Raw genomic sequence first — 23,823 nt, 5'->3', positions numbered from 1 at the left:
ACGCAGAGCGTGGGACCCAGACGACCCCGAACCGGGCCGTCGACGCCCTTGAAACGGCCCGTCGACGCCCTTGAAACGGCCCGTCGACGCCCTTGAAACGGCCCGTCGACGCCCTTGAACCGGCCCGTCGACGCCCCTAAACCGGCCCGTCGACGCCCCTAAACCGGCCTTTCGACGGGTGGGTGGGGGAGGGGAGGGGTCAGGACTTGTCGCCGCGCTCGGGGTGGAAGTACCAGTCGGTCGAGCCGGGGGCGGGCAGGCGCGAGGGGTAGCAGATCGTGTTCGCCGGCAGCGCGCCGGTGAAGTATTTGTAGGCCGACTTGAACCGATCGCAGCGGCGGGTGGCCTCCTCATACGACCAGGCGAAGCCGATATTGCGGTTGACGCCGTTCATATCGTGGTTGTCGGCATAGGTGTTGGTCGTGGTCCGCGCGATCGTCCAGTACCAGCGGGCGATCGGCGCGCTGTAGCTGAGCGAGCGGGCCAACTCAGGGTTGCTCAACAGGTCGACGCCGAGCCAGGTCCCGGCCGGGCCATAGTTGAAGTCGCCGGTGATCTGGATGTAGCCGCGCCCGTGGTAGGTGTAGGACCCCCCTTGGTCGGCGTCCCAGCGCATCGCGGATTCGCTCACAAGCGTCGCCAGGAAGGCCGCCTTGCGCGCGGGCGTGGTGATCGACGCTTTGGCCATCTCCGCCTGCAGCTTCGGCAGGCCCTGCTCGACGACGCTCTGCGTGCCGACCCAACCGGACCCGAACATCGTGACCAGGGCGGCATACGTGAGGTCACCGCCGGTGGTGCACGTGACCGTCTTCGGGGCGCCGCTGAGCACCTTCTGCGTCCACCCGCTGGAGTCGACGGTGCCAATCGTCGCGATATCGCTGCCCGACCCGTCGGCCACATTGGCGTCCTTGCGCCCGACGAGCGCACCGCTGCTCGTGGTCCGCGCATAGAAGACGCCACCGCCGACCCCCGCCAGCTTGTCGACGCCGGTGTACCCGCTGGACGCGAGGGTTGCGGACGTGAAGCGATTAAGTCCGATCGCCTTGTAGCCCATCAGTTTTCCCCCGCTGGTGGTCCCGATGAGCTGCCCACCACCGGTGGCCGTCAGGGAGGTCAGGACGAAGCCGGCGCCGATGCGCGTCTTGGTCGCGATCTGCGAACCGGTCGGCTTCTTGGCGGTGACATTCCACCGGTAGAGCTGCCCGTTGGTGCCGCTCGTGGCGAAGAGATGCCCGAAACCGTCGGCGGTCAGCTTGTCGTAGGTCCAGGAGTTCGAGGCCAGTTTGCTCGGGGTGTCGATGGTCAGCTTCTTGGTGTTGCCGATGACATCGATCCGGTAGAGCTCGCCGGCTGGCGTCGTCACAAGCAGCGTCGTGTAATCGAGGGTCGCCATCGCCCGGACGCCGAAGGGCAACTTCGGGCCGACGAGGGTGCGGCCGCGGACGTTCGTGGCCGCGTCGATCGCCGTGAAGGTCAGCGTCCCGTCGGCGCGCGCCCCATAGACGTATGCCGTTCCGGCGCACCCCGTCGCGACGCGGGCGCCCGCGCCGGCCGGCTTGTCGGACGCGGCGGCCGGGACCAGGCTCGTGGTCGCCAGCGCAAGGCCGGCAGCGACGGCGGTCGCCGATCCGTAGAAGGCGGTGCCGGACCACGAGGTGGTGCCCCGGTGCGCGGGGCGAGGCGATCGGACGGGGCGGGCAGAACGGAACATACGAGCGAGGCCTTTCGCGGGGGACCGGCGGCTATTGTGCCCCACCCTCGGGCCCGTTTCGGGGACCTGACCAGCGATAACCCGCCAGTGCCGCCGTACAGACCCCGGTGATGGCGAGCAGGCTGAGCAGCCGATGCCCGCTCGGTGCGGCCCGGATCAGCGCTCCGGCCAGGGCGGTTGTAGACACCACCGCGAGCGCGACGACGCCGGATCGGCGCCACCAGCGCAGCCGGCCGAGGCGTGGCACCACGGTGCCGGGCGGCCATACGGACCAGGCGGCGGCGCACAGGTGAACGGCCAGCGCGCCGAGGGCGGCGAGGAGTGGGAGGACCAGGTCGGCCGCGCGTTCGGGCCGGGGAACGACGATCACCCAGGTCGCGCTGATCATCAGAAGCAGCACGAGGACGACGGGCGAGTCCGGGAGCAGCACGGCGGAGATCGCGATGACCCCGAGCACGACGAGGGCCGGGACGATCGGATGGGGCGACGCGAGCGCCATGGCGGCGCCCATGACGCAGCTGCCGAGCAAGATGCCGCCGCGCAGAGCGAATCGCCGGGCTCCTTCGCCGGCGACGGCGTCGAGTCGGCGGCCCAACGGGCTCATCGTCGGGCCAATCGGGGAGCGCGGGCGCGCCGGTGCACCTGGCGCAGGGTCTCATCCAGGCTGCCGGGGCCGCTCCACTCGATCACCGGGATGCCGGTCGCGCGCAGGTGGTTCAGGTGGTGGGCACGCTCGAGCAGGCGAAGGCGCCAGGCCAGTTGCGCGGCGCGAATCTCGCGGTGTTCGACGATGGGGGTGATCGCCGTGAGTTCGGCCAGGCCGAGGACCCCGCGGGCGACGGGCGGGAGCGTGTCGATCACGACCACGGTCAGGCCACGATTGCCCAGGCGGAGGGCGACGTCGAGGGCGCGGTCGGAGACGCCGGGGGTGAGCACGATGACGACCGAGGCGTTGCTGACCTTGGCGAGGTGGTGATCGACGCGCTGGGTGTCCTGGGCGGGCTGGGCGGTGCCCGGGCGGATCATCGCCAGTGAATCCAACACCCGCCGCAGGTGACGTCGTCCGGCCGCCGCGGCGAGGGGGCGCAGGCGAGCGGTCCCGAGGACGAGCAGGCCGACGCGCTCGCCGGCGCGCAGGTAATGCTCGGTCAGCGCGGCCGTCGCGCGGACACCGGTGTCCAGGCTGCTGCGGGTGCCTCCCAGGCCGGCGCTCGCGCCGATATCGTGGAAGGCGTCCAGGACGATCTGGACGCTGGTGTCCTCGTCGGCGTGCGTGGCGGTGACCTGCAGGGTCGTGCTGCGCGTCGATACGCGCCAGTTGATCCGGCGCAGCCGGTCGCCAGGGCCGTAGGCCCGCACGGCCGCGAAATCGGTCCCGTCACCTCGACGTGCGCTCCGGTTGAGCCCGACGATGCCCTGGGGATGCGGCATACCGACGCGGGTGGTGAACGGGTCCTTTTCCGGCAGCACGCGGATGCGAGCGCCGGACAGTTGGGGCGGTGCCCATCGGAAGGCGCCGAAGGGGCTAGTCGCGGACAGCAGGCCCAGGCCGGCGTCCCGCTCGCCCCAGCGGGTCGCGGTCAGGCGGGCGGTGAGGCGGGCGCGGGTGTCGCCTGCGGGCACGGCGTGGGCGAGGCCGCCGGAGTCCGGCTGGGTGACGATGTGATCGCACGGGGCGAGCAGGGCGACCAGGTCCTCGGTGCCGGGCGGGGTGGTGAGCGTGGCGCTCCACTCCAGACTCTGACCCTCATGGACGACGGTTGGTCCGAGATGGGCGTCGACCTCGGGGGTCTGGTTGGGGCGGGCCCAGAGCGACCAGGCCGCGATCAGCAGGAAGGGCAGACCGATGAGCACGAGGTCGAGGCGACGGCCCAGTGCGGCGAGCAGCAGGGTCGCGGGCGCGGCGACAAGGGCGCGATGGTGGGCGGCGGTGGCCCGCCAGGGGGTGACCTCATGCGGGCCCATCGAGCACCGCTCTTGTCAGCGACTCAATCGCGCGCCCGGACGACGTCACGACTGCCGAGCGGGGCCGCCGCATCCGATGACCGGGATGACCGGCGGCCCCCCGTCCCTGGCTCATCGGGTCCCACCACTGGCCGGGGTCGCGACCGAGCCGACGAGTTCGGTGACGACCGACGCCGCGGTGATCTCGCTGCTCCAGAGCTCCGGTCGCAGCGTGATCCGGTGCTCCAGGACCGGGTGGGCCACGGCCTTGACGTCTTCGGGGGTGACATAGTCGCGGCCGGTCACCACGGCATACGCCCGGGCGCAGAGCATCAGGGCGAGCGAGCCGCGCGGTGAGGCACCGACGAGCACATGCGCGTGCCGGCGGGTGGTGGCCGCGAGGCGCACGCAGTATTCGCTGATGCTGGGATCGACGGTGACGGTCTCGACGGCGGCCTGCATTGCGAGCAGGCCTTCGGCGTCGGTGACGGCGCGCAGGTCGTGCTCCTCGTGGCGGCGTTCGAGGCGACTGGTGAGCACCCGCCATTCCTCCCCCGGCGTCGGGTAGCCGAGGGCGAGACGCATGAGGAAGCGGTCGAGTTGAGCTTCCGGCAGGGGATAGGTGCCTTCGTACTCGATCGGGTTGGCAGTGGCGAGCACGTGGAAGGGGGGTGGCAGCGGGAAGGTCGTGCCCTCGACCGTGATCTGGTGCTCCTGCATCGCTTCCAGCAGCGCTGACTGAGTCTTCGGAGGCGTGCGGTTGATCTCGTCCGCGAGCAGCAGGCCGGTGAACAGCGGCCCGGCGCGGAAGGTGAACTCCCCGCTGCGCTGGTCGAAGACGAAGGATCCGGTCAGGTCGCCCGGCAGCAGGTCGGGGGTGAATTGTGCGCGGGCGAATTCCAGGCCAAGGGCTTGCGCGAGCGAGCGCGCCGCGAGGGTCTTGCCGAGCCCGGGGTAGTCCTCGAGGAGAACGTGCCCGCCGGCGAGGATGCCCGCCAGGAGGAGTTCGAGCGGGCGGCGTTTGCCGACGACCGCCTTCTCGACCTCGTCGAGAATCTCGCCGGCGAGGCGGGTGACAGCGGGGAGGTCCATCAGAGGCGCTCGATTCGGGTCAGGTAGTGATCCAGGTCGCTCAGGCGGCGATGCCGCTGGCCGGGCGGGGCCGCGAGGTAGTCCTCCAGGTCGCGGCCGAGGAGGGCGCGAACGTCCGCACGGTGTGCGGCGGGGTCGAGCCCGCGGGCCGCGATCCGGCCTTGGACGATGGTGGCGATGACGGCGTGGATCTCGTCGGCCGCGCCGGTTTCGCTGCCCGTTCGTATGCGGTCGACCTCGGTCAGAAGCGCGCGGAGGCGGCCGACGCGTGCGTCCCGGCCGCGAATCCGTTCGGGTCGGGCAACGAAGGGCCTCCAGCGTTGGGCTTCGGTCGAGAGGGCGAGGTCGAGGCCGAGCCAGGCCAGCACGATCAGGGCGAGCAGGATGGCGGTCAGGAGCAGGTAGTCGGGGGCCGGCGCGAAGGAATACCACGCGAGGGCGAGGGCGAACGGGACGAAGGTCACGGCCGTCAGGAGCATCGGTCGCGACAACAACGGGGGGAGTCGTCCGCTGCGCGACCTGGTCAGCCAGCCCGGTCGCTTCATCACCGGCCTCCGTAGCGGTCTGCGGCCGCCCCGCCGGTGCCCCCTGCCGACGTGGCGAGGCCGGCGTGGATCCGTTCCAGGGCGTCGGCCGCCCGGCGACGCTCGGGCTCGCCGAGCGAGTGCGCGCTGAAGCGTGCCTCACGGTAGAGCGCGCCGAGGCAGGCGAGGGCGGCGGGGTCGACGGCATACCGGCTCAGGACGCGCTGGGTGACCTCCGTCGGGGTTTCCCACTCCTTCGCCGGGGTGCCGGCGCGGGCAATGGCGTCCTCGAGCCGCTGCCAGCACGCGATGATCGCGTCGCCGGCAGGGCCGCGGCCGAGGACGGCGAGCTGCGCGGCGGCATCGGCGAGCAGGGCGTCGGCGGCGGTCCGGGTCGACGCTGCGGGACGGCGCGCCGGGCGCCGGCGACGGAGCAGCCAGCGGCCGACGGCGAGGGCGAGCAGCACCAAAGCGAGGACGGCGCCGCCATTGATGATCCAACCGACCCAGTCGGGCACCGGGAAAGGGATCTGCGTGCCCGGCCCGCCGGTGGGCAACGGCCCGGTCGGAAAACCGGTCGGGCTCGCCTCCGGCGCCGTCGGACCGGAGGTCCGATAGGGCTCGCCGACGACGAAGACGGGTGAGGCCGCGGCGACCCAGATCACCACCAGTGCGAGGGCAGCGACGAGCGCGAACGGCCATACCGGCCGCGTCGGCATCGGCGCGCGCTCCATCGAGCCAGGCTAGATCAGGGAGCTGCCTCTGCCCCGGGGGCCGGCGGAAAACGCAGCCCCGTCGAGAGGCCGGTTCAGCCCCGTCGAGAGGGCCGGATCAGACTCTTCTGGGTCCCACGGCTCTCCAGGGGCAGGGCCGGTTCGGCACTTGGGCACGGGGGTGGGCGAGCCCGCCTGCGTCCGATTCAGCCCAGCCTCGGTCAAGCGGTCGGCTTCGCCACCGAGACGAGCGTGACGTCGGTGGCGCCTAAGACGTCGGCAACGGCATACGCCGGGTCGACCGTGATGTGTCCGGCGGCGCGCAGATCGCCTGCGGCAGAACGGATCTCATCGAGTGCCGCCGCTGGGCCGGTGAAGGTGATCGAGGTGACCTCCGCGCGCATACTCATCTTGGCCTCGGACTTCGCCTTGCGCACGGCGGCCAGCGCCGCCCCCACCGACGCGAGCACCGACGGATCGCCGCCGGCCGGGAGTTCCTCGACGGTCGGCCAGGACGACCGGTGGATCGACCCCTCGTGCCACCACGACCAGACCTCCTCGGTGGCATAGGGCAGGATCGGCGCGAGCAGGCGCAGCAGGACATCGAGCCCGAGCCGCAGCGCCGCGCGGGCGCTCGCCGCCGCCGCCTCGCCCTGGCCGCCGTAGGCCCGGTCCTTGACCAACTCGAGATAGTCGTCGCAGAAGGTCCAGAAGAAGCTCTCGGTGACCTCCAGGCTGCGGGTGAAGTCCCACGCCTCGAAGCCCGCGGTGGCTCGGGCCACGACTTCGCGCAACCCGGCGAGCATCGCCAGGTCGAGCGGCTCGGTCACGACGGCCGCGAGGTCGCCGGTGACATCGCCGAAGCCGAGGGCGAACTTCGTCGCGTTGAGCAGTTTGATCGCCAGGCGCCGGCCGACCTTCATCTGGCCGATGTCGTAGGCCGCGTCGGTCCCGAGCCGGCCGCTGGCCGCCCAGTAGCGCACCGCGTCGGAGCTGTGCTCCTTGAGGGTGTCCTCGGGCGTGACCACGTTGCCCTTGGACTTGCTCATCTTCTTGCGGTCCGGGTCGAGGATGAAGCCGGAGATCGCGGCATTGGTCCACGGGATCGAACCGAACTCCCAGTGCGCGCGCACCACCGTCGCAAAGAGCCAGGTGCGGATGATGTCGTGCGCCTGGGGGCGCATGTCCATCGGGAAGAGGTGGCCGAAGAGTTCGTCATCCCGGCGCCAGCCGAGCGCAATCTGCGGAGTCAGCGACGAGGTCGCCCAGGTGTCGAAGACGTCGGGGTCGCCGACGAAACCGCCGGGCTTGCCGCGCTGGTCCTCGGTGTAGCCGGGCGCCGGCTGGGCCATCGGGTCGACCGGGAGCATCTCCTCGCTTGGCAGAATGTAGTTGTCCCACACCGGTTCCCCGTCCTGGTCCAGCGGATACCAGACCGGGATGGACGGGCCGAAGAAGCGCTGCCGCGAGACCAGCCAGTCGCCATTGAGGCCGGCCACCCAGTTGGCATAGCGGCTGTGCATGAAGGCCGGGTGGAAGGCGATCTGGTCTCCGCGCGCGACGAGTTCGGCGTTGAGTTCGGGGTCGCGCCCGCCATTGCGGATGTACCACTGGCGGGTGGTGACGATCTCCAGCGGCTTCTCGCCGCGCTCGTAGAAGTTCGCCTTGCGCTGGGTGGCCGTCGGCTCGCCGTCGAGGTCGCCGGATGCCCGCAGCGCGGCGACGATCGCCTCCCGTGCTCCGTATGCCGTTTTGCCCGCCACCTGCTCGGCGTACAGCGCCTCGCCGGGGGTGCCGACGAGCCATTCGGGGCTCTCGTGGTGCATCCGGCCGGTGCGGGTGATCAGCGACCGGGTGGGCAGGCGCAGTTCGCGCCACCAGAGCACATCGGTCAGGTCGCCGAAGGTGCAGCACATGGCGATGCCGGCGCCCTTGTCCATCTCGGCGGCCGGGTGCGCGAGCACCGGGATCTCGACCCCGAAGAGCGGCGAGGTGACCGTGGTGCCGAAGCGGGCGGCATACCGCTCGTCGTCGGGGTGGGCGATGAGCGCGACCACGCTGGGGATGAGTTCGGGGCGGGTGGTCTCGATGTAGACCGGCCCGTCGGCGGCGTGGAAGGCGACCCGGTGGTAGTGGCCGGGGTAGTCACGGGCTTCCAGCTCGGCCTGCGCGACGGCAGTCTGGAAGGTGACATCCCACAGGCCCGGCGCCTCGGACTGGTAGGCCTCGCCCCGCTGGACATTGCGGATGAAGGCCCACTGGCAGGTCGCGCGCGAGCGGTCGTCGATGGTGCGATATGTCTGGTCCCAGTCGAAGGAGAGGCCGAGGCGGCGGAAGGTGGACTCGAAGCTCTTCTCATCCTCGATCGTGCGATCTTCGCACAGTTCAAGGAAGTTGCGGCGGCTGATGGGCTGCTCATCGGCGGACTTGATCGAGCGGGCGGTGCCGCGATGGGGCGGCTCATAACCCTCGACATACGGCAGGGTCGCATCGCCGCGCACGCCGTAGAAGTTCTGCACGCGCTTCTCGGTCGGCAGGCCGTTGTCGTCCCAGCCGATCGGATAGAAAACCTCCCGGCCCAGCATCCGCTGGTAGCGGGCCATGCAGTCGGTGTGGGTGAAGCTGAACACGTGCCCCATATGCAGGCTGCCGCTCGCGGTCGGCGGCGGGGTGTCGATTGCGAAGATCTGGTCGCGGGGGAGGGACAGCGCGCGAGCGCGGTCGAAGGCGAAGGTGCCTTGCTGCTGCCATACGACCCCCCACTTCTCCTCGAGTCCGTCGAGCGTTGGCCGCTCGGGGATGGCGCGAGGCGAGGCGGGTGTGGTGGTCATGGTGTCGGATTCTTTCATCCGCGCGGGCGTGCCCTCGACCACATATACGGCACCCTTGGCGCACCTACTCTCGCACCGGGGCCGGCAGCTCAGTCGGCGTCGAGTAGCGCCCGGATGTCGTCGGCCGTGATCTGGCCCGACATCGCCCCGCCCTCATCGACAACGCGATCGAAGAGATCTCGCTTGCGCTGTTGCAACTCCACGACCTTCTCCTCGATGGTGCCGGTGGCAATCAGCCGGTAGACCATGACCATCTTGGTCTGACCGATCCGGTGGGCGCGGTCGATCGCCTGAGCCTCGGCGGCGGGATTCCACCACGGGTCGAGGACGAAGACATAGTCGGCCTCGGTCAGCGTCAGACCCACGCCGCCGGCCTTGAGTGAGATGAGGAAGGCGTCGGCGTTGCCGGTGCGGAAACGTTTGACGACGTCGGCCCGGTTGCGGGTCGCGCCGTCGAGATATTCGGTGCTGATGCCCGCCTCGGCCAGGTGGCTCTCGACGCGGCGCAGAAAGCCGGTGAACTGGCTGAAGACCAGCGCCCGGTGTCCCTCTGCGCGCAACTCCTGAAGCTGCTCGATGAGGGCTTCGACCTTGGCCGGCCGGCCCGAGCCCCACTTCTCGGCGTCGATCAGCGCCGGATCCAGGCTCAGTTGCCGCAGCCGGGTCAGCGAGGCGAGGATCGCGACCCGGTTGCCGACCGGGTCGTCGAGCAGGCCGAGGACGCGCTGGCGTTCGCGCTGCAGGTGCTGGTCGTAGAGGCGTCGGTGCGCCGGAGTCAGTTCGACGGCGAGCCGCTGCTCCTGCTTCGGAGGCAGGTCGGCGGCCACCATCTCCTTGGTGCGGCGCAACATCAGCGGCTTGATCCGGCGGCGCAGCCGGTTGAGCATCTCGGGCGACTCGCCCGACTCGATCGGGCGACGGTAGTGCTCGGTGAACCGGTCGGCGCGCGGATACAGGCCCGGCGCGACGAGAGCGAGCAGCGACCACAGGTCCATCAGCGAGTTCTCTAGCGGGGTGCCGGTCATCGCCAGGGTGAACGGCGCGCCGATCGTGCGCAGCATGTGGTGCGTCTTGGCCTGGTGGTTCTTGACGTATTGCGCCTCGTCGAGGACCAGTCCGAGCCAGCTTGCCGCGGCGAAGTCGTCCCCGTCGATGCGAGCGACGGCGTAGGACGTGACCACCAGATGCGCGCCCGAGCTCGCCTGCGCGACCGACGAGCCGCGCCGCTTGGCCGTCTCGGCGAGCACGGTGACGCGCAGCTCGGGGGCGAACTTCTCGGCCTCGCTCGCCCAGACGCCGAGCACGCTGGTCGGGGCGACGACCAGCACAGGATTGTCGAGTTCTCCTGCGGCCCTGGCTCTTTCGAGCAGCGCGATGGTCTGGAGCGTCTTTCCCAGGCCCATGTCATCGGCGAGGATGCCGCCGAGGCCGGCGTCCCAGATGCTGGCCAGCCAGCGATAGCCGTCGACCTGATAGGGCCGCAGGGTCGCCTGCAGGCCCGCGGGAACCGGGGCTGGCTCGGCGACGGCGAGGTCGCGCAGCCGCTCGATGCTCGCGGTCCAGGCGGCGCTGTCGACGGAGGTGAAACCGAGTTCGGCAAGGTCGTCCCAGAGCCCCACGTGATAACGCGAGAGGCGCATCGGCCGGCCGGGGTCGACCAGTTCGCGAGCCTCGGCGATCAACTCGCGCAGGCGGTCCAGGGCGGGGTCGTCCAGGCGGAACCAGGTGCCCGAGTCCAGCAGCAGGGCATCGTCACCGGCCGCGAGTGCTCTGAAGAGCGGCTCGAACGGCACCTGCTCCTCACCGACAGTCACCGAGACGCCCAAGTCGAACCAGTCGGTGTGCCCGTCGGCGCCGTCGCGGAGCGTGACATCGATGACCGGGGCCTCGGTGGCCTCGGTGAAGCTGGTCAGCTCGTCCTCGACCACCAGATGGATATCCGGCCCGGCCTCGAGCTCGGGCAGGACATCATCCATGAAGCGGACGGCGGCCATCGCGTGGAGGACCACGCGATTGGCCAGATCCCAATGCCCGGCGTATTCGGTGCCCCGGCGCATCCGGGCCGATGGGATGGCGTCCAGGACGTCCAGGCTGGCGATAAGTTGCTGCTCAGCGTCGTGGTCGTGCGGCAAGAGAGCGCCGCCGTCGGCGGTCAGGATCGTCCCGGAGGGGGCGGCATACGCGATGTCGAGGGCGAGCTCGATGTGCTGGGGGGTGGGGGTCGCGACCCGCACGCGGACGATCGGGCGGGGTTGTTCGGGGATGGTGACGCTGGCATCGCGCGAGGTCACGCGGACCTGGCGGCTGAGGCGGGGCAGATAGAGGTGGACGAAGCGGTCGGTGTCGGCGCCGGGGATCCGCAATTCGCCGTGCCGGGTGAGCAGGTCCGTCAACTGCGGGTCGATCTCGGCCTCGAGCCCGAGGAGGGCCAGGCCGTCGCGCGTTTGAACGGCCAGGCCGTGTGGTGGCTCCCCGAGGATCTGCACGCCCTGGACCGGGCCGAGGTCCCCGCTTGTGTCCACGGTGGTGCGCAGCACGATCTCGTTGTCGTCCCGGGTGGCGTCGATGACGATCCGTCCGGGCTCGCGGATCAGGCGCAGGTCACCGTTCACATTGGGGCCGGCCACGAGTTCGACGCCCGATTCGAGGGCCTGACGCAGCAGCGGCCAGACGCGGATCCCGAGTGCGCCGAGATAGATCTCGGAGGTCGTGTAGAAGTAGCCGTCGCGGCCGCCGGCGATCCGATGTAAGTCGTGGATGGCGCGCAGGGCGCCCATCTGGGTGCGGTTCATCGGCATTCGCGACCCACCGGGGGAGGCGAGTTCGGACCACGTCAGGTTGCGCGCCCACTGCCCGGTCTTGGTACGCCGGGTCGGGCGGAGGGCGATGCGGGGCTGGCCCATCATCGCGCGGTAGTTCGCGGCAACCGGCAGCGGGTCGATGATCAGGCCCAGTCCAGGCGCGGTGTCCTTGGGCTCCGCTCGGGCCTCGATCAGCCGCCGCAGCGCCTGCTCCCAGTCCGGGGTGACCGGCCCCGCGTTCGCTTCGGCGAAGCGGGCCCGGGCATGGAGGAGGACAGCCACCGTGTGCTTGCAGTCCGTGCCGACCGGGCAGCTGCAGCGCGACGTCCAGCGTGGACCCGGGCCCCGGTGGGTGTCGGTGACCGTGATCAGCGTCTGATAGGGGCGGCTGCGCGTGCCCTCGACCTCGGCGAGCAGCATCCGGCCCCGGTCGGCAGAGGTCAGATTGCGGACCATCCCCGAATCGGCATAGCCGCGGCCGCGCACGAAGGTCCCCGGGTCGACCTGCCGACTGATCAACTCGTCGGTCAACTCACCCAGCCACGTGGCTGCGGCGATGGGCGAGTTCATCCGCTCAAACTAACCCTGCGGACTCAGTGTCGGGAAATCCTGGGTCAAGCGCTGACGCAGGCCCGAAGCGCGCACGCTACGGCGCGCCAGGCCTTCAACGATCGCGGCGGGGGTGCCGATCACGGTGACCTCGCGTTGGGCCCGGGTCACGGCGGTGTAGATGAGCTCTCGGGTCAGCAGGGGCGAGTCCATCTCGGGCAGCACGACCGTGACGTGCTCGGCCTGGCTGCCCTGGCTCTTGTGGACCGTTGCGGCATACATCGTCTCGACATCGCTCAAGCGCGCGACCGCGATCTGCCGGGTCTGCGTGCCGCGGTCGAACGCGGCGATCAGCCGCCCGTCGCGGCGCAGGACAACGCCGGTGTCGCCGTTGAAAAGGTCCATGCCGTAGTCGTTCGTCGTCACCAGCAGCGGCCGGCCGGGATAGTAGGCCGCCCAGAAGTTGTCATCGACCCGTTCGCTGAGCCACTGGGTGACGAGGCGGTTCCAGTGCGTGACCCCGACCGGGCCGGTGCGGTGGGCGCACAGCAAGCGATGATGCGCGAGCGCGTCGAGAGCGCCTCGCGCGTCGCCATCGAGGGCCCGCTCACGCAGGGTCAGCGCGGAGGCGACGAGCAGGGCCTTGCGCGGCTCGGCGTCGGGGATCAGCGTCGCCTCCGGCGCGCCGCCCGTGAGCAGGCGGAGGGTGGCCGCCGCGTCACCGGCGCGGATCGCTTCGGCAAGCTCGCCGATGGTGCCCCCGAAACGATACGTATGCCGCAGCCGGGCCACGCTCTGGACCGGTCTCGGCGCTGCCGCCGGCACGTCCTCGATGACGGTGGGACCGACGTCCCCGTCCTGGGAGGGGCTCGGCGCCGCGGACGCCCCGTCGGCGAGCGCGGGACCAGCACCCGGGTGCCGGGCGCCGATGGTCGAGCGCGGCGCTGCCGCCGACGCTTCGTCGGCGGGCGCGGGACCGGCGTCCGAGTGCTCCTGGGCGCCGTCGGCACCCAGGCCCGCCACGAGGTCGGCGAGCACCGCGCCCGCCTCGACCGAGGCGAGTTGGTCGGGGTCGCCGACCACGAGCAACCTCGTGCTCGGACGCAGCGCCTCCAGCAGCCGGGCCATCAGGGTTAGCGAGACCATCGACGCTTCGTCCAGGACGACCACGTCATGAGGGAGCCGGTTGTCGCGGTTGTGCCGGAACCGGCTGCGCGCGGTCGGATTCCAACCGAGCAGCCGGTGCAGGGTCGTGGCTCCGGCATCCGCGACCCGTGCGCGGTCGGCTGCTGGCAGGGCCTCGCGCGCGGTGACGAAGGCGCCACCGAGGCGGTTGGCCGCCTTGGCAGTGGGCGCGACGAGCGCGACGCGCAAGTCACCGCTGGCGCCTGCGGCCGTATGCTGCTCGGCCAGCAGCGCCAGCACCCTGGCGACCGTCGTGGTCTTGCCGGTGCCGGGACCCCCGGTGATGATCGTCGTCCGAGAACGCACGGCGAGTTCGCCCGCGCGACGCTGGTCGGCGTCACGCGGATCGGGGAAGAGGCGATCGAGGGCGGCGGCGAGGGTCGCATCATCCACCTGCGGTGGGGGCAACGCAGCGCGCTGTCGCAGGCTCTCGGCCACCGCGACCTCTTGCTCCCAGTAGCGGTCGAGATAGAGCAGGCCGAACTCGCTGCGCAGAATCCGTTGGGCGACAAGCGGACTTGCCTCGACCGCGGCAAGCCAGGCGGCTGCGTCCGCGGTTGTCGGGGGCCAGGCGAATTCTGGGTCCAGCGCATGGACGGTCGTCAGGTCACACGCCACCGACCCGGTGCGCACGGCCCGGACAGCGAGGGCCGCGGCCAGCGTGATGGCAGGATCGCGGATGTCGAGCAGCCGGGCCAGCCGGGCGGCCACGTGCACGTCGGCCACGCCGAGCACCTGCGCGGCATTGGCCTCGGCGAGGATGCCCTCGGCCCGGCGGGCGGTCTGGCGGTCGTAGGGGCCGGGAGTGCGGTCGAGGTCAGCCATCGACGTGCTTACCTGAGCTCGGCCGGGTGGCGACGAGTTCGCCACGGGAGGCGGGGACGGTTACGGTGCCGGAATGGCCGGCCCGGAGGAGTATGACGCCGACCGATCTCCCGTCCAGGGTAGCCAGCTCGGATCGGCGTCGGTTGCTGACAGCGGCGGAGCAGCTGCCCTCTCGTCGTCCATGGCGACCCCGGAGGCGACGGCGGCACTGACCGATCTGCATACCCGCCGGCTGCGGTTGCGTCGCCCGGAAAGCGGTGACGAGCCCGTCTGTCTCGCGCTGCATACGGATCCGGCTCTCTACCGCCACGCGCCCTACGCGCGGCCGACACGTGACGAGGCGCGCGCGGGCTTCGAGACACAACTGTCGGCGTGGGGGAGCGACGGCTTCGACTACTGGATCGTCTCCGATCGAGCCACCGGTGCGCGGATCGGGGTTGCGGGTGTCCGTCCGGACGGGCCCGGCCGGCTCAATCTCTACTACCGACTCGCGACCGCTGCCCACGGTAAGGGCCTGGCCATCGAGGCCGCCCGAGCCGCGGTCGTCGCTGCCACAGAGTGGTTGCCGGGCAGGATCGAAGCGTTGGTGAAGGACAGCAACATCGCGTCGATACGCACGGCCGAGCGCGCCGGGCTCGACGCTATCGGTGCTGATTCGCGGCCTGACGACCCGCTCGGCAGCGGTGCCTCCACTCGGTATGCCGCCCCGACCGTGGCCCGGGTCGACCGGCTGGACGACAGCGCGCGGGAGCAGGTGCTCGGTCTGTGGTGCCGGGTCACCGAGGCGGGAGGTTCCGTTGGCTTCGTGCCGGGCGCACCGCGGAGCCGGGTGGCCGCCTCGCTCGCCGACCACGAGGCCCAGATGGCGTCCGGCCGGGCATTCGGCGTGGGCCTGCGCACTGCGGCCGGCGATCTCGTCGGTTGGGCCTGGTGGGCGCAGGTCGCGAACCCCCTTCTCGCGCATGGGCGTTGGCTCTATCGCCTGATGGTCGATCCTGCACACCAGGGGAGGAACTTCGGTGCCTTGCTGATGGCGGGTGCGCATCGCGCGGCCCCGGCGGACGGCGCGGAGTTGCTGCAACTGGGGTATCGCAGTGGGAGTGGGCTGGGGGACTTCTATGCCCGCTTCGGGTATGCCGAGGTCGGTCGTATCCCCGGGGCGATCAGGGTCGCGGCCGGCGATGATCGCGACGATGTGACCATGGCCCGACGCGCGGAGGGCGCCCCTCTGCGCGGCGACGGGCGCCACTGACCGCGCCACACCGTCGCTCGCGTGGACCGGCACGTGCCCCACCAAGGCGTCCCTGCCTGCTCGCCTCATGCCGCCCTCCGATCGAGCAGGTCCGACAACGCGATGACCAGCGCAGCGGACGGTCGCCAGGAGAAGACGCCGGTCGGGTTGCCGTCGATGATCGGGGTCTCCGGGCCACACATGCCGCGCAGATAGAGATAGACCACGCCACCGAGGTGCGTCTCGGGGTCGTATCCCGGCAGGCGCCAGCGCAGGAAGCGATGCAGGACAACGGCATACAGCAATGCCTGGAGGGGGTAGGAGGAGTGCTGCATGGCCGCAACCAGGGCATCCGGGCCGTAGTCGCCCGCGGTCAGCGCGGCGTCGGGTGGCCCGAGCCAGTTGGTCTTGTAGTCGACGACGACATAGCGGCCGTCGACGCGCAGGGCCAGGTCGATCGAGCCCGTCAGGTAGCCACGCAGCGCCTGACCGCCGAGATCGGGGCGATCTAGGGCATCGGCATACGACCGCACGGGATCGTCGTGCGGAAGGTGTGCTCGCAGCACCGGCGCGAGGTCGCGCAGCATCAGGGACGAGCCATCCGCCGGCGTGGCCCCGGTCGCCGGCTCACTGATGGACCGGTCCCCGCCGGCAAGTGGGAACTCGAAGCCCAACTCGCACAACCGATCCCGTCGACCGATGTCGACCAATGTCGTCCCGCCGAGGAGCGGCCCGAGAGGTGTCGTGCACACGGCGACGAGCGCAGTGGCGAGGTCACCTGTGGCAAGCGCGACCGGCCAGCGGATCAGCGACTCCTCGATGCGTGCCAGGAGTTCGGTCCGCAGGTCGGGCGCGGCCGGGTCGGCATGCTCGAGCACCTCGTGGACGAGGGACCCGAAGGTTGCGCCGACCGGCAGATCCGCCATGGGGGAGGGGATGGCCCCCGCGAGGTCCAGCCGGGGTTCCGATGGCGCGGTTTCGAGGCCCGGGAGGATCTCGGCTGCGGGCGCTTCGTCGTCCTTGACCGGGCTCTCGGGTTCGAAGCCGCTGGCCGTGAGCCCGGCCTCGTCGGCCGCTCGGGTCAGGGCGCTGTAGGAGGTGCGGCGCCACTGGGTATCGATGCCGCGGGTGAAGGAGCGAACGGCGAGTGGTCGCTCGGCCATGGTGGCCAACGGCCCGTCCGGGACCTCAATCGGCTCCATCTGCTCCGGTGCCGGCCCGCCCGCCGGAAACCAGACCTGTTTGAGCCGGATGCCGGCGTCATTGTGGGTGCGCGGGACGGGCGCCTCAGCCTCGGGGGACCCGACCGATCGGGGATCGCGGCCGAAGAGCACCCGGTGCAGTGGTGCACCACGCGTCGTCGTCGTTGGCGCCCACCACGTCACCAACTGACTCTGGGCGCGGGTGATGGCGACATAGAGCAGGCGCAGGCTCTCGCCGTCGTCCTCGATGCGGGCCTGCTCGATGACCTGTGGGTGGGGTGCGCCGCTGACATCGAGGCAGCGGATGCCGTCGCGGTGATAGCGCGGGTACTTCGGGGCATCCGGGACGTGGCGATCGGCGAGGAAGGGCGCATAGACGATCGGGAATTGCAGGCCTTTGCTGCCGTGGATCGTCGAGAGTTGGACCGCGGCAGCATCGCTGGCCAACCGCCGGCTCCGCGGAGTCGACCCACGCAGGCGGGAGTCGGCGATCTGCTCGCGCAGCCACGCCACCAACGCGATCAGACCGAGTTGGCGGCGCCGAGCCTCCCCGTGTAGCGACTCGGCGATGTGCCGTAGATCGGTCAGCTCGCGCTCGCCGCCCACCGAAGCCAGGACCCGGCCCGGCAGCCCGCCAGCATTCGCGGCCTCCAGGACAGCCGGTATTCCGCGCAGCGCGAACAACTCCGCCCAGCGGCGCAGGCGCTCCGCAAGGGTCTCCGTCAGGCGGTCGCCCTGGGCGTCGAGGTCCACAGGGGAGTGCCCGAAGAAGCTGGTCAAGGCAGCGGCGCGGACGCGAGTCGATCGGTTCGGGGTCTCCATCGCTTCCAGAAGCGCCAGCCACTCCAGAGCCGCCGGCGAGTGGAAGACGCTCTCGTCCGCCCCGAGGACAGCCGGAACCTGGTGTGCGTGCAGGGCGTCACGAACCAGCATCAGCTGATTGCCGGTCGAGCACAGGACGCTGACGTCATTGGGAGCTAGCGGACGACCGTCGAACTGCGCCCCCGAGAGCAGGAGCCGCTTGATGTCGGCGGCGACATCCACGGCGATCGCCGGACGGGTGCGCGCCACGCGCGGCAGTTCGCCGGCCCTGCCGGCGAAGCTCTCGCGGGCCGCAACGCGTAATCGCCAGGGCGCGGGGACGGGCACACCGGTGAGGCGAGAACCTGCTCGGGCGGCGTCGACCCGGCGCACGACGATGTCGGGGTGGCCCAGTGCCGTGCCCTGCAAGGTGGCCGTGATGGTCTCGACCAGCGGCCCGTCCGAGCGCCTGTTCTCGGCCAGGGTGGCGTGGTGGTCGGCCTTCGCCCGGGCGTGCAAGTAGGTCTCGACGTCCCCGCCTCGGAAGGCATAGATCGCCTGCTTGGGGTCGCCGATCAGGATCATCGTCGAGTGCCCGTGGAAGGCGCGCTCGAAGACCTGCCACTGGACCGGGTCGGTGTCCTGGAATTCGTCGACCAGGACGACCCGCCAACGCTCGCGCATGCGGATCCGGGCGGGGGATTGCTCCGGTTCGAGAGCTCTGGCGAGATCGGCCAGCAGGTCGTCGTAGCCCAGCACGCCCAGTTGCCGCTTGCGATGGGCGAGCTCCGACCGAACGTGCCGGGCAAAGGCCACCCGGGCTGCGGCGACGGAACCGTCGGCGGGGTGGGTCGGTGTGATCATGGCCGCTGAATCGGTGACCACTTCCGCCGCGATCTCCTTCGCGGTCGCGTAGTCGAAAGGCGGGGTCAGGTGGTCGGCAAAGGTGCGCAGGTAGACGTCGTCGACGACTTCGCGGCGCAGATCGTCCAGGTCCTCCACGAGCGTCGCGCCGGGGTCGGCGTCACCAGCGACGCCGAGGCTGCGCAGCACCAACTGGCAGAACTGATGAATCGTGGCGATCGTGGCATTGTCGAAGGCGCCCAGCGCATCGCGCACCCGACGATGGCGCAGGTCCAGTTCGGCATCACTGGCGTCCGCGACGAGCGCCTTCTGCAGGCGACCCTTCGGCTCGCGCCGGGCGACCGGGTCGCTCAGGAAACGCTCGGTGCTGGTCAGCCTGTCGCGGACGCGCTCGCGCAACTCCTGGCTCGCCGCTCGGCCGAAGGTGACGACGAGCTGCGCATCGAGCGGGACGCCCTCGGCGACATAACGGGTCACCAGGGCGGCGATCGTCCAGGTCTTGCCGGTGCCTGCGCTCGCTTCGAGCATGGTCGTGCCGCGCGGCAGCGGCCCGGAGATGTCGAAGGTCGCGGCCTCAACCCCGGGTTCGGGGTGGATCCGTCGTGGCGTCTGGTCGGGCACGCTGACCGCGGCCTCGACAGCCGGATGGGGGATGGGCGTGCTCACGATGTGACCCCTGCCTCTATCGCTGGGAGCCAGACCCGCAGCGCCAGCTGGCCGAGGCGATGAGGCACGACCTCGGCATATCTCCTCGGCATGCCCGGCCAGGTCTCAGCCGATGGCGGCGCCGCCGTCACCGCGGCATACGGCACGTGCCGTCCGTGCACGCGAGCGATCCACTTCTCGGCCCGCTCGCCGGCGTCGTCGGCGAAGCGCCCACCCTCCCAGGCGCGTCCCGCGAGTTCGTCCGCGCGCACCCCGGATCGCGGGTTGGTGCCGAGTTTGGTGGCGTACTCATAGCTCGTCGCTGGGAAGAGGGGCAGCGGCTCGCGCCGGCCCATGTCGTGGACGGCGATGAGGTCGAGTAGCGCTGCCCGGGCGTCGTCGGGCGCGATCGTGCCGACTCGGACAAGCCCGGCGCCGCGGCCGCGACGGCCCACCCCGACCGCCTGCCACGGACCTGGCTCGGCGCCGGCGGTCAAGGCGAGCAGCGCGATCCATAGATGCAGGCGCTGCTTGGCCCTCTGCGTGGAGTAGGTCGTCACGAGATGTGTGCGTCCCAGCACTTGTCCGACGGTTCCGGTCAGGCGACGCCCGTCCGGAAGGTCGAGGGCGACATCGACCGCGCGGACCGGGTCACCCGAGGGCGCTCCGATCTCCCGCCGCACGGCGGCCGTTGCGCCCGCGATCGCCTCGCCGATCGGGCCGACGTCGTTGAGGACAGCGGTGCCGAGCTCGCGCGGCGGAAGCGTGCCTCGCAGACGTTCTGCGTCGACGATCTGGCTCGGTGAGCGGCCGGCGAGCAGCTCGGCCAGCGCTCGGTCACCGACGGCCCAGTGTTCGAGGTTGTCGAGTTCGATCGGGATGGCGTCGCTCGGCGGTTCGTCCTCGAGGGGCAGCCCGACGCCCAGGCGCCCGCGCAGGAAGGCGCGCGCCGGGTTGTCGAAGAAGGCGATCAGTTCGGCGAGGTCGAGGTCGCGGACCTCCGCGGCCGGCAGCGGCCCGGTCAGGATGATTCCGGGACCGGGCGCAGGGTGCGGTGTCCGGGCGGCCCGCGCGGCATCCAGGGCCGTCGGATCGAAGCTGAACGGCAGGTCTGGCGCCGGGGGCGAATCGCCGGCCTGAAGATTCTGAGCATCGAAAGCCTGCAACGGGTGGTGTCGGACCGGCGCCGTGCCGGCGGGGCGGACGGGGTCATTGTCGTCGGTAATGGGCAGGCCGATGGTCGCCCGAGCGGCATCGATGAGCTCGCCCAAGGGCACGGCCGGCGGCCGGGACGCGCCCGTCTGCGGGTCGGCCCCGGTGTAGGTGACGACCAGGGTGTCGGTGGCAGCACAGATTGCGTCGAGCAGAAGTTGGCGATCTTCGCTGCGAGTGTCGCGCTCACCCGTCAACGGCCGCCGGGCTAAGACGTCGTCACCGTCCACCGCGCTGCCCCGGGGGAATGACCCGTCGTCGAGGCCGAGCAGGGCGATCACCCGGTGGGGCACCGAGCGCATCGGCACCATGGTGCAGACCGTCAAGCCGCCGGTGCGAAAGTTCGCCCGATTCGGCCGACCAACAAGTCGGTCGTTCAGGAGCGCGCGGACGTCGCCGAGTTGCAGGTGCAGCTCGCCCGTCGACGACGCCGTGACTTGGCGCAGTTCGCGATCCAGCTCCGCGCGCTGCCAGATGTCGCTCAGGGGCACATCGGTCACAGCGTCGACGCCCTCGCGCAGGGCGTTCGCCCAGGCCCGCGCCGAGTGCGATCCGATGAAGGAGGTGCGGATCAGCTCGATCCGGTCGACGAACTCGGCCAAGCGTCCCGCGAGGTCGATCGCCGCGCTGTCGACGTCCTCCAGGGGGAGGCGGCCGGCGGCCGCGTGATCGGCGCCACCGCGGGTCACGCCGAGCAGTAGCCGGTCCAGACCCGCGCTCCAGGTGTTGTCGCCGACGTCCGGCAGGCCGTATCGGCCGCGGTGACGCAGATCGAGACCCCACCGAACCCCCGCCTGCTCGACCCAACGCCCCAGTTGCTCCAGATCGGACTCATCGAAGGCGAAGCGGCGCCGGACCGGCGGGTCGGCCGCGAGGTCCAGCAGGTCACGCGCGGTGATGCGACCCGCGGCCAGGTCCACCAGGCGCGCCGCCACCGCCATCAGCGGGTTCGTCGCCGTCAGCGCCCGGTCGGCCAGTTGCACCCGCAACTGGTGTGCGGGGTGGGCGGCCCGGTCGAAATGCAGATCGTCCAGGCCGAAGGCCGCTTGGATCAATGGGGCGAAGGTCTCGATGTCCGGGCACATCACCAGGATGTCGCGCGGCTCCAGAGTCGGGTCGTCGGCGAGCAGCCCGAGCAGGACTTCGCGTAATACCTCGACCTGGCGCGCCGGACCATGGCAGGCGTGGATCTGGATCGAGCCGTCGACCGATTCCGCACCGCGGCGCACCGTTGAGGCCAGCGTTGCGGCGACAGCGCCCGGCGACCGGTCGGCGGCGAGGTCGTCCTGCAATCGCTGCAGCCACGTCGGGGACGTCGGATCGAGCTGGTCGGCCGGCCCCTGCGCCGCGAGCGTGGCGGCCGCCTCGCTCGCGTCCTGACGGATCGCGTCCTGACCGATCGCCTCCTGGCCGAACGCATGCTGGGCGATCGCATGCTGGGCGATCGCATGCTGGGCGAGCGCATCGTGGCCGATCGCGCCCAGCCCCCGCTGCAACTCGCGCAGGTCGCGCCCCAGCGAGGCGAGCAACGGATGCCCGACCAGTGCGCCCGTGCCGTCGTCGGCGCGGGGGATCACTGGTTCCGTCAACGCCGGCGTGAGTTTCTGCCATAGCCGGGGGGAGGGATGGGGCAGCCATACGTGCACGTCGCGGTGAGTCCCGAGGGCGTCGAGCAACTCGATCTCGGTGCGCGCGAGCCGGGTGTGGCCGAAGAGCGAGAGCCGAACGGGGAGGTCCGGCATGTCCTCCCCCGAACGCAGCCGCGCAACCGTGTCCGTATGCCGTTTGCCCGGTGTCGGTGCGTCGATCCCGGCGACGATGGCTCGCCACAGGTGCGGTTGCCACCGCAAGTCGGAATCCAGTGCCCCGCCCGCACCGTCCGGCCACGAGGCGTCGGGTGCGGCATCATCACCCGACTCCCACGCGGCCAGCAGCGCGGGCCGCTGCCCGGCATACGAATGGAAGAGGCCGGCGAGGCGGCTCGCGACCGAGTAGCGCCGTTGCGCGCGGATCCGCCCCATCGGCGACTCATCCCCGTGGCCGAGGTGGGTTGCCAGCGCCCGCGCCCACGGCTGATCCAGCTGGGCATCGATCGCGGCGAGCACCGGCCAGACCAACTGAGCGGGCAGCCAGGGATCATCACGGTCCGTGCCGAGCAGGAGCGTCACCAGGGAGTTCGGGGTGCGGAAGTCCACGCCCGCGCAGACGCCGTCGTCGCCCCCCGGGCGGGCGCCGAGCCGGTGTGCCAATCGTTGCGTCAACCAGCGCTCGACCCCCTTGGCGGGGACCACGACGACCTCCTGCGCGAAGGGGTCGGCCAGGGGCACCGCGAGGACCCCGGCAAGACCATCCGCGAGCAGATCGGTTCGCCGGGCTCGATGCAGGTGCACGGCCATGAGCGACACCCTAGGACGACCCACCGACAACCCAGCCGGCCTGGGCAGACGCGCTAGGCGGCGGACCAATAGCCTTGGCCCATGGAGCCCGTCTACGCCCCGGTCATCGGCATCGCCCGCAGCGTCTTTCGCGCTCAAGGCCTGCGCTTCACGATCATCGGCGAGGACAACATCCCGCGCGAGGGCGGGGCGGTGATGGCAATCAACCACCTGAGCTACTTCGACTTCACCTATGCCGGTCTGGCCGCCCGCAAGAACAAGCGCTACGTCCGCTTCATGGCCAAGAAGTCGATCTTCGAGCATCCCGTCGCGGGTCGGCTGATGCGCGGGATGAAGCACATCCCCGTCGACCGGGCCAGCGGGGCGTCGTCCTATCGCGACGCGCTCGCGGCGTTGAAGGCGGGCGAGATCGTCGGAGTCTTCCCCGAGGCGACGATGTCGCGCTCCTTCGAGCTCAAACCGTTCAAGTCCGGAGCTGCGCGGATGGCCCGCGATGCTGGCGTCCCGCTACTGCCGACCACGCTGTGGGGAGCCCAGCGGGTCTGGACCAAGGACGCGCCCAAGCACCGTGGTCGTTCAGGAATTCCGGTCTTCATCGAGGTCGGCGAGCCGATCTGGATCCCCAAGGGCGGCGACGTCGAGGCGGCTTCGGAGCAACTGCGCATCGCGATGACCACACAGTTGCACCGGCAGCAACAGGCCTACCCGACGCTGAGCGGCGACGACCTGCGCTATCTGCCTGCCCGGCTTGGCGGAACGGCCCCAACTCCCGAGGCGGCGGCCGAGCTCGACCACCGGGACATGACCCGCTCCAAGGACCAGTTCAACAGCTAAACCCAGTCGATTTGTCCACTGATATGAGGACTTTAACCACCCAATCGCCGGGAGTACCGTTATTGTATCGGCATTTTCGCACGTCGAAGGGTTGGTGTCATGTCGCAGAGCCAGATGGAAGCGAGTTCTTCAGGAAGAAGAGCGTTGGGTTTAGTGATCGCGGTGATCGGGGGAATCATGGCCCTCGGGGTTGTGATCAAGATGGCCATCGGCTTCTACATCCACGACCTTCCGATCCTCGGCGCACTCACGGCTAGCGGCCTTGTGCTCGTCTGGGTCGGCGAGAAGCTCACGGACTAGGGCGAACTATGAAACGTATCCAAGCTGTCACCACTGTCGCGGGCCTGGTCGCTTTAGTGGCTCATCCCAAACGAGGGTGTAGTTGTGGTCTGAATCCGCCGGTTTCGAGTAGGGAGGGGGCGATGTAGTTGGTGAGGTTGCGGAAGCCGAGGGCGGAGCCGCG

The 23,823-nt window shown here is 70.6% G+C and carries 14 protein-coding genes; 3 read left to right on the top strand and 11 right to left on the bottom strand.

Translation table 11 applies throughout. The annotated features are described in order from the left end of the window. Positions 1-199 precede the first annotated feature (199 nt). The 9 genes from ABD209_RS11935 to ABD209_RS11895 all read right to left on the bottom strand — a co-directional run bounded on the left by ABD209_RS11935 (position 200) and on the right by ABD209_RS11895 (position 14,175). On the bottom strand, positions 200-1,711 hold the full coding sequence (locus tag ABD209_RS11935) for a glycoside hydrolase family 19 protein (protein ID WP_344066551.1): 1,512 nt from the start codon (positions 1,709-1,711) through the stop codon (positions 200-202). A 31-nt stretch (positions 1,712-1,742) separates the two neighbouring features. Further along, complete coding sequence (locus ABD209_RS11930; RefSeq protein ID WP_344066548.1) at positions 1,743-2,306, bottom strand: hypothetical protein; 564 nt, start codon at positions 2,304-2,306, stop codon at positions 1,743-1,745. A gap of 5 nt (positions 2,307-2,311) precedes the next feature. Continuing rightward, the gene (locus ABD209_RS11925; protein ID WP_344066545.1) at positions 2,312-3,676 is read right to left on the bottom strand and encodes a DUF58 domain-containing protein; all 1,365 of its coding nucleotides are present in this window, start codon (positions 3,674-3,676) and stop codon (positions 2,312-2,314) included. 111 nt (positions 3,677-3,787) lie between these two features. Beyond that, entirely contained in the window at positions 3,788-4,747 is a 960-nt protein-coding gene (locus tag ABD209_RS11920; RefSeq protein ID WP_344066542.1) for an AAA family ATPase, read from the bottom strand. Next, positions 4,747-5,292 (bottom strand): hypothetical protein, encoded by a 546-nt coding sequence (locus ABD209_RS11915; RefSeq protein ID WP_344066539.1) that lies wholly within the window; start codon positions 5,290-5,292, stop codon positions 4,747-4,749. The genes ABD209_RS11920 and ABD209_RS11915 overlap by 1 nt, the downstream gene beginning before the upstream one ends. Continuing rightward, positions 5,292-6,005, bottom strand: a complete 714-nt coding sequence (locus ABD209_RS11910; RefSeq protein ID WP_344066536.1) for a DUF4129 domain-containing protein — start codon at positions 6,003-6,005, stop codon at positions 5,292-5,294. Before ABD209_RS11910 ends, ABD209_RS11915 begins: the two co-directional genes overlap by 1 nt. A 200-nt stretch (positions 6,006-6,205) precedes the next feature. Beyond that, positions 6,206-8,815: a valine--tRNA ligase gene (gene valS / locus ABD209_RS11905; RefSeq protein WP_344066534.1), complete on the bottom strand. Its 2,610-nt coding sequence runs from the start codon at positions 8,813-8,815 to the stop codon at positions 6,206-6,208. A gap of 89 nt (positions 8,816-8,904) precedes the next feature. Beyond that, complete coding sequence (locus tag ABD209_RS11900) at positions 8,905-12,186, bottom strand: DEAD/DEAH box helicase (RefSeq protein WP_344066531.1); 3,282 nt, start codon at positions 12,184-12,186, stop codon at positions 8,905-8,907. Positions 12,187-12,195: 9 nt separating this feature from the next. Next, the gene (locus ABD209_RS11895; protein ID WP_344066528.1) at positions 12,196-14,175 is read right to left on the bottom strand and encodes an AAA family ATPase; all 1,980 of its coding nucleotides are present in this window, start codon (positions 14,173-14,175) and stop codon (positions 12,196-12,198) included. Between the two features lie 73 nt (positions 14,176-14,248). Between ABD209_RS11895 and ABD209_RS11890 the strand changes: the two genes are divergently transcribed. Next, positions 14,249-15,427, top strand: coding sequence for a GNAT family N-acetyltransferase (locus ABD209_RS11890; protein ID WP_344066525.1), 1,179 nt, complete (start codon positions 14,249-14,251; stop codon positions 15,425-15,427). Positions 15,428-15,492: 65 nt separating this feature from the next. Here the strand turns inward: ABD209_RS11890 and ABD209_RS11885 are convergent, their stop codons facing one another. Together ABD209_RS11885 and recC are read right to left on the bottom strand one after the other, a co-directional pair. Next, a complete protein-coding gene (locus ABD209_RS11885; RefSeq protein ID WP_344066522.1) occupies positions 15,493-18,939 on the bottom strand; it encodes a UvrD-helicase domain-containing protein in 3,447 nt (1,148 codons plus the stop codon). Then, the gene (recC, locus tag ABD209_RS11880) at positions 18,936-22,526 is read right to left on the bottom strand and encodes an exodeoxyribonuclease V subunit gamma (protein ID WP_344066519.1); all 3,591 of its coding nucleotides are present in this window, start codon (positions 22,524-22,526) and stop codon (positions 18,936-18,938) included. The genes ABD209_RS11885 and recC overlap by 4 nt, the downstream gene beginning before the upstream one ends. Positions 22,527-22,607: 81 nt before the next feature. Between recC and ABD209_RS11875 the strand changes: the two genes are divergently transcribed. Beyond that, positions 22,608-23,360, top strand: coding sequence for a lysophospholipid acyltransferase family protein (locus ABD209_RS11875; protein WP_344066517.1), 753 nt, complete (start codon positions 22,608-22,610; stop codon positions 23,358-23,360). A gap of 99 nt (positions 23,361-23,459) precedes the next feature. Beyond that, positions 23,460-23,660 (top strand): hypothetical protein, encoded by a 201-nt coding sequence (locus ABD209_RS11870; RefSeq protein WP_344066514.1) that lies wholly within the window; start codon positions 23,460-23,462, stop codon positions 23,658-23,660. Positions 23,661-23,823: the final 163 nt, after the last annotated feature.

This window comes from Nostocoides vanveenii (assembly GCF_039531165.1).
GTDB lineage: Bacteria > Actinomycetota > Actinomycetes > Actinomycetales > Dermatophilaceae > Nostocoides_A > Nostocoides_A vanveenii.
Note: the sequence above shows the minus strand (reverse complement) of the source record. Positions and strands in the feature narration are given on the sequence as shown.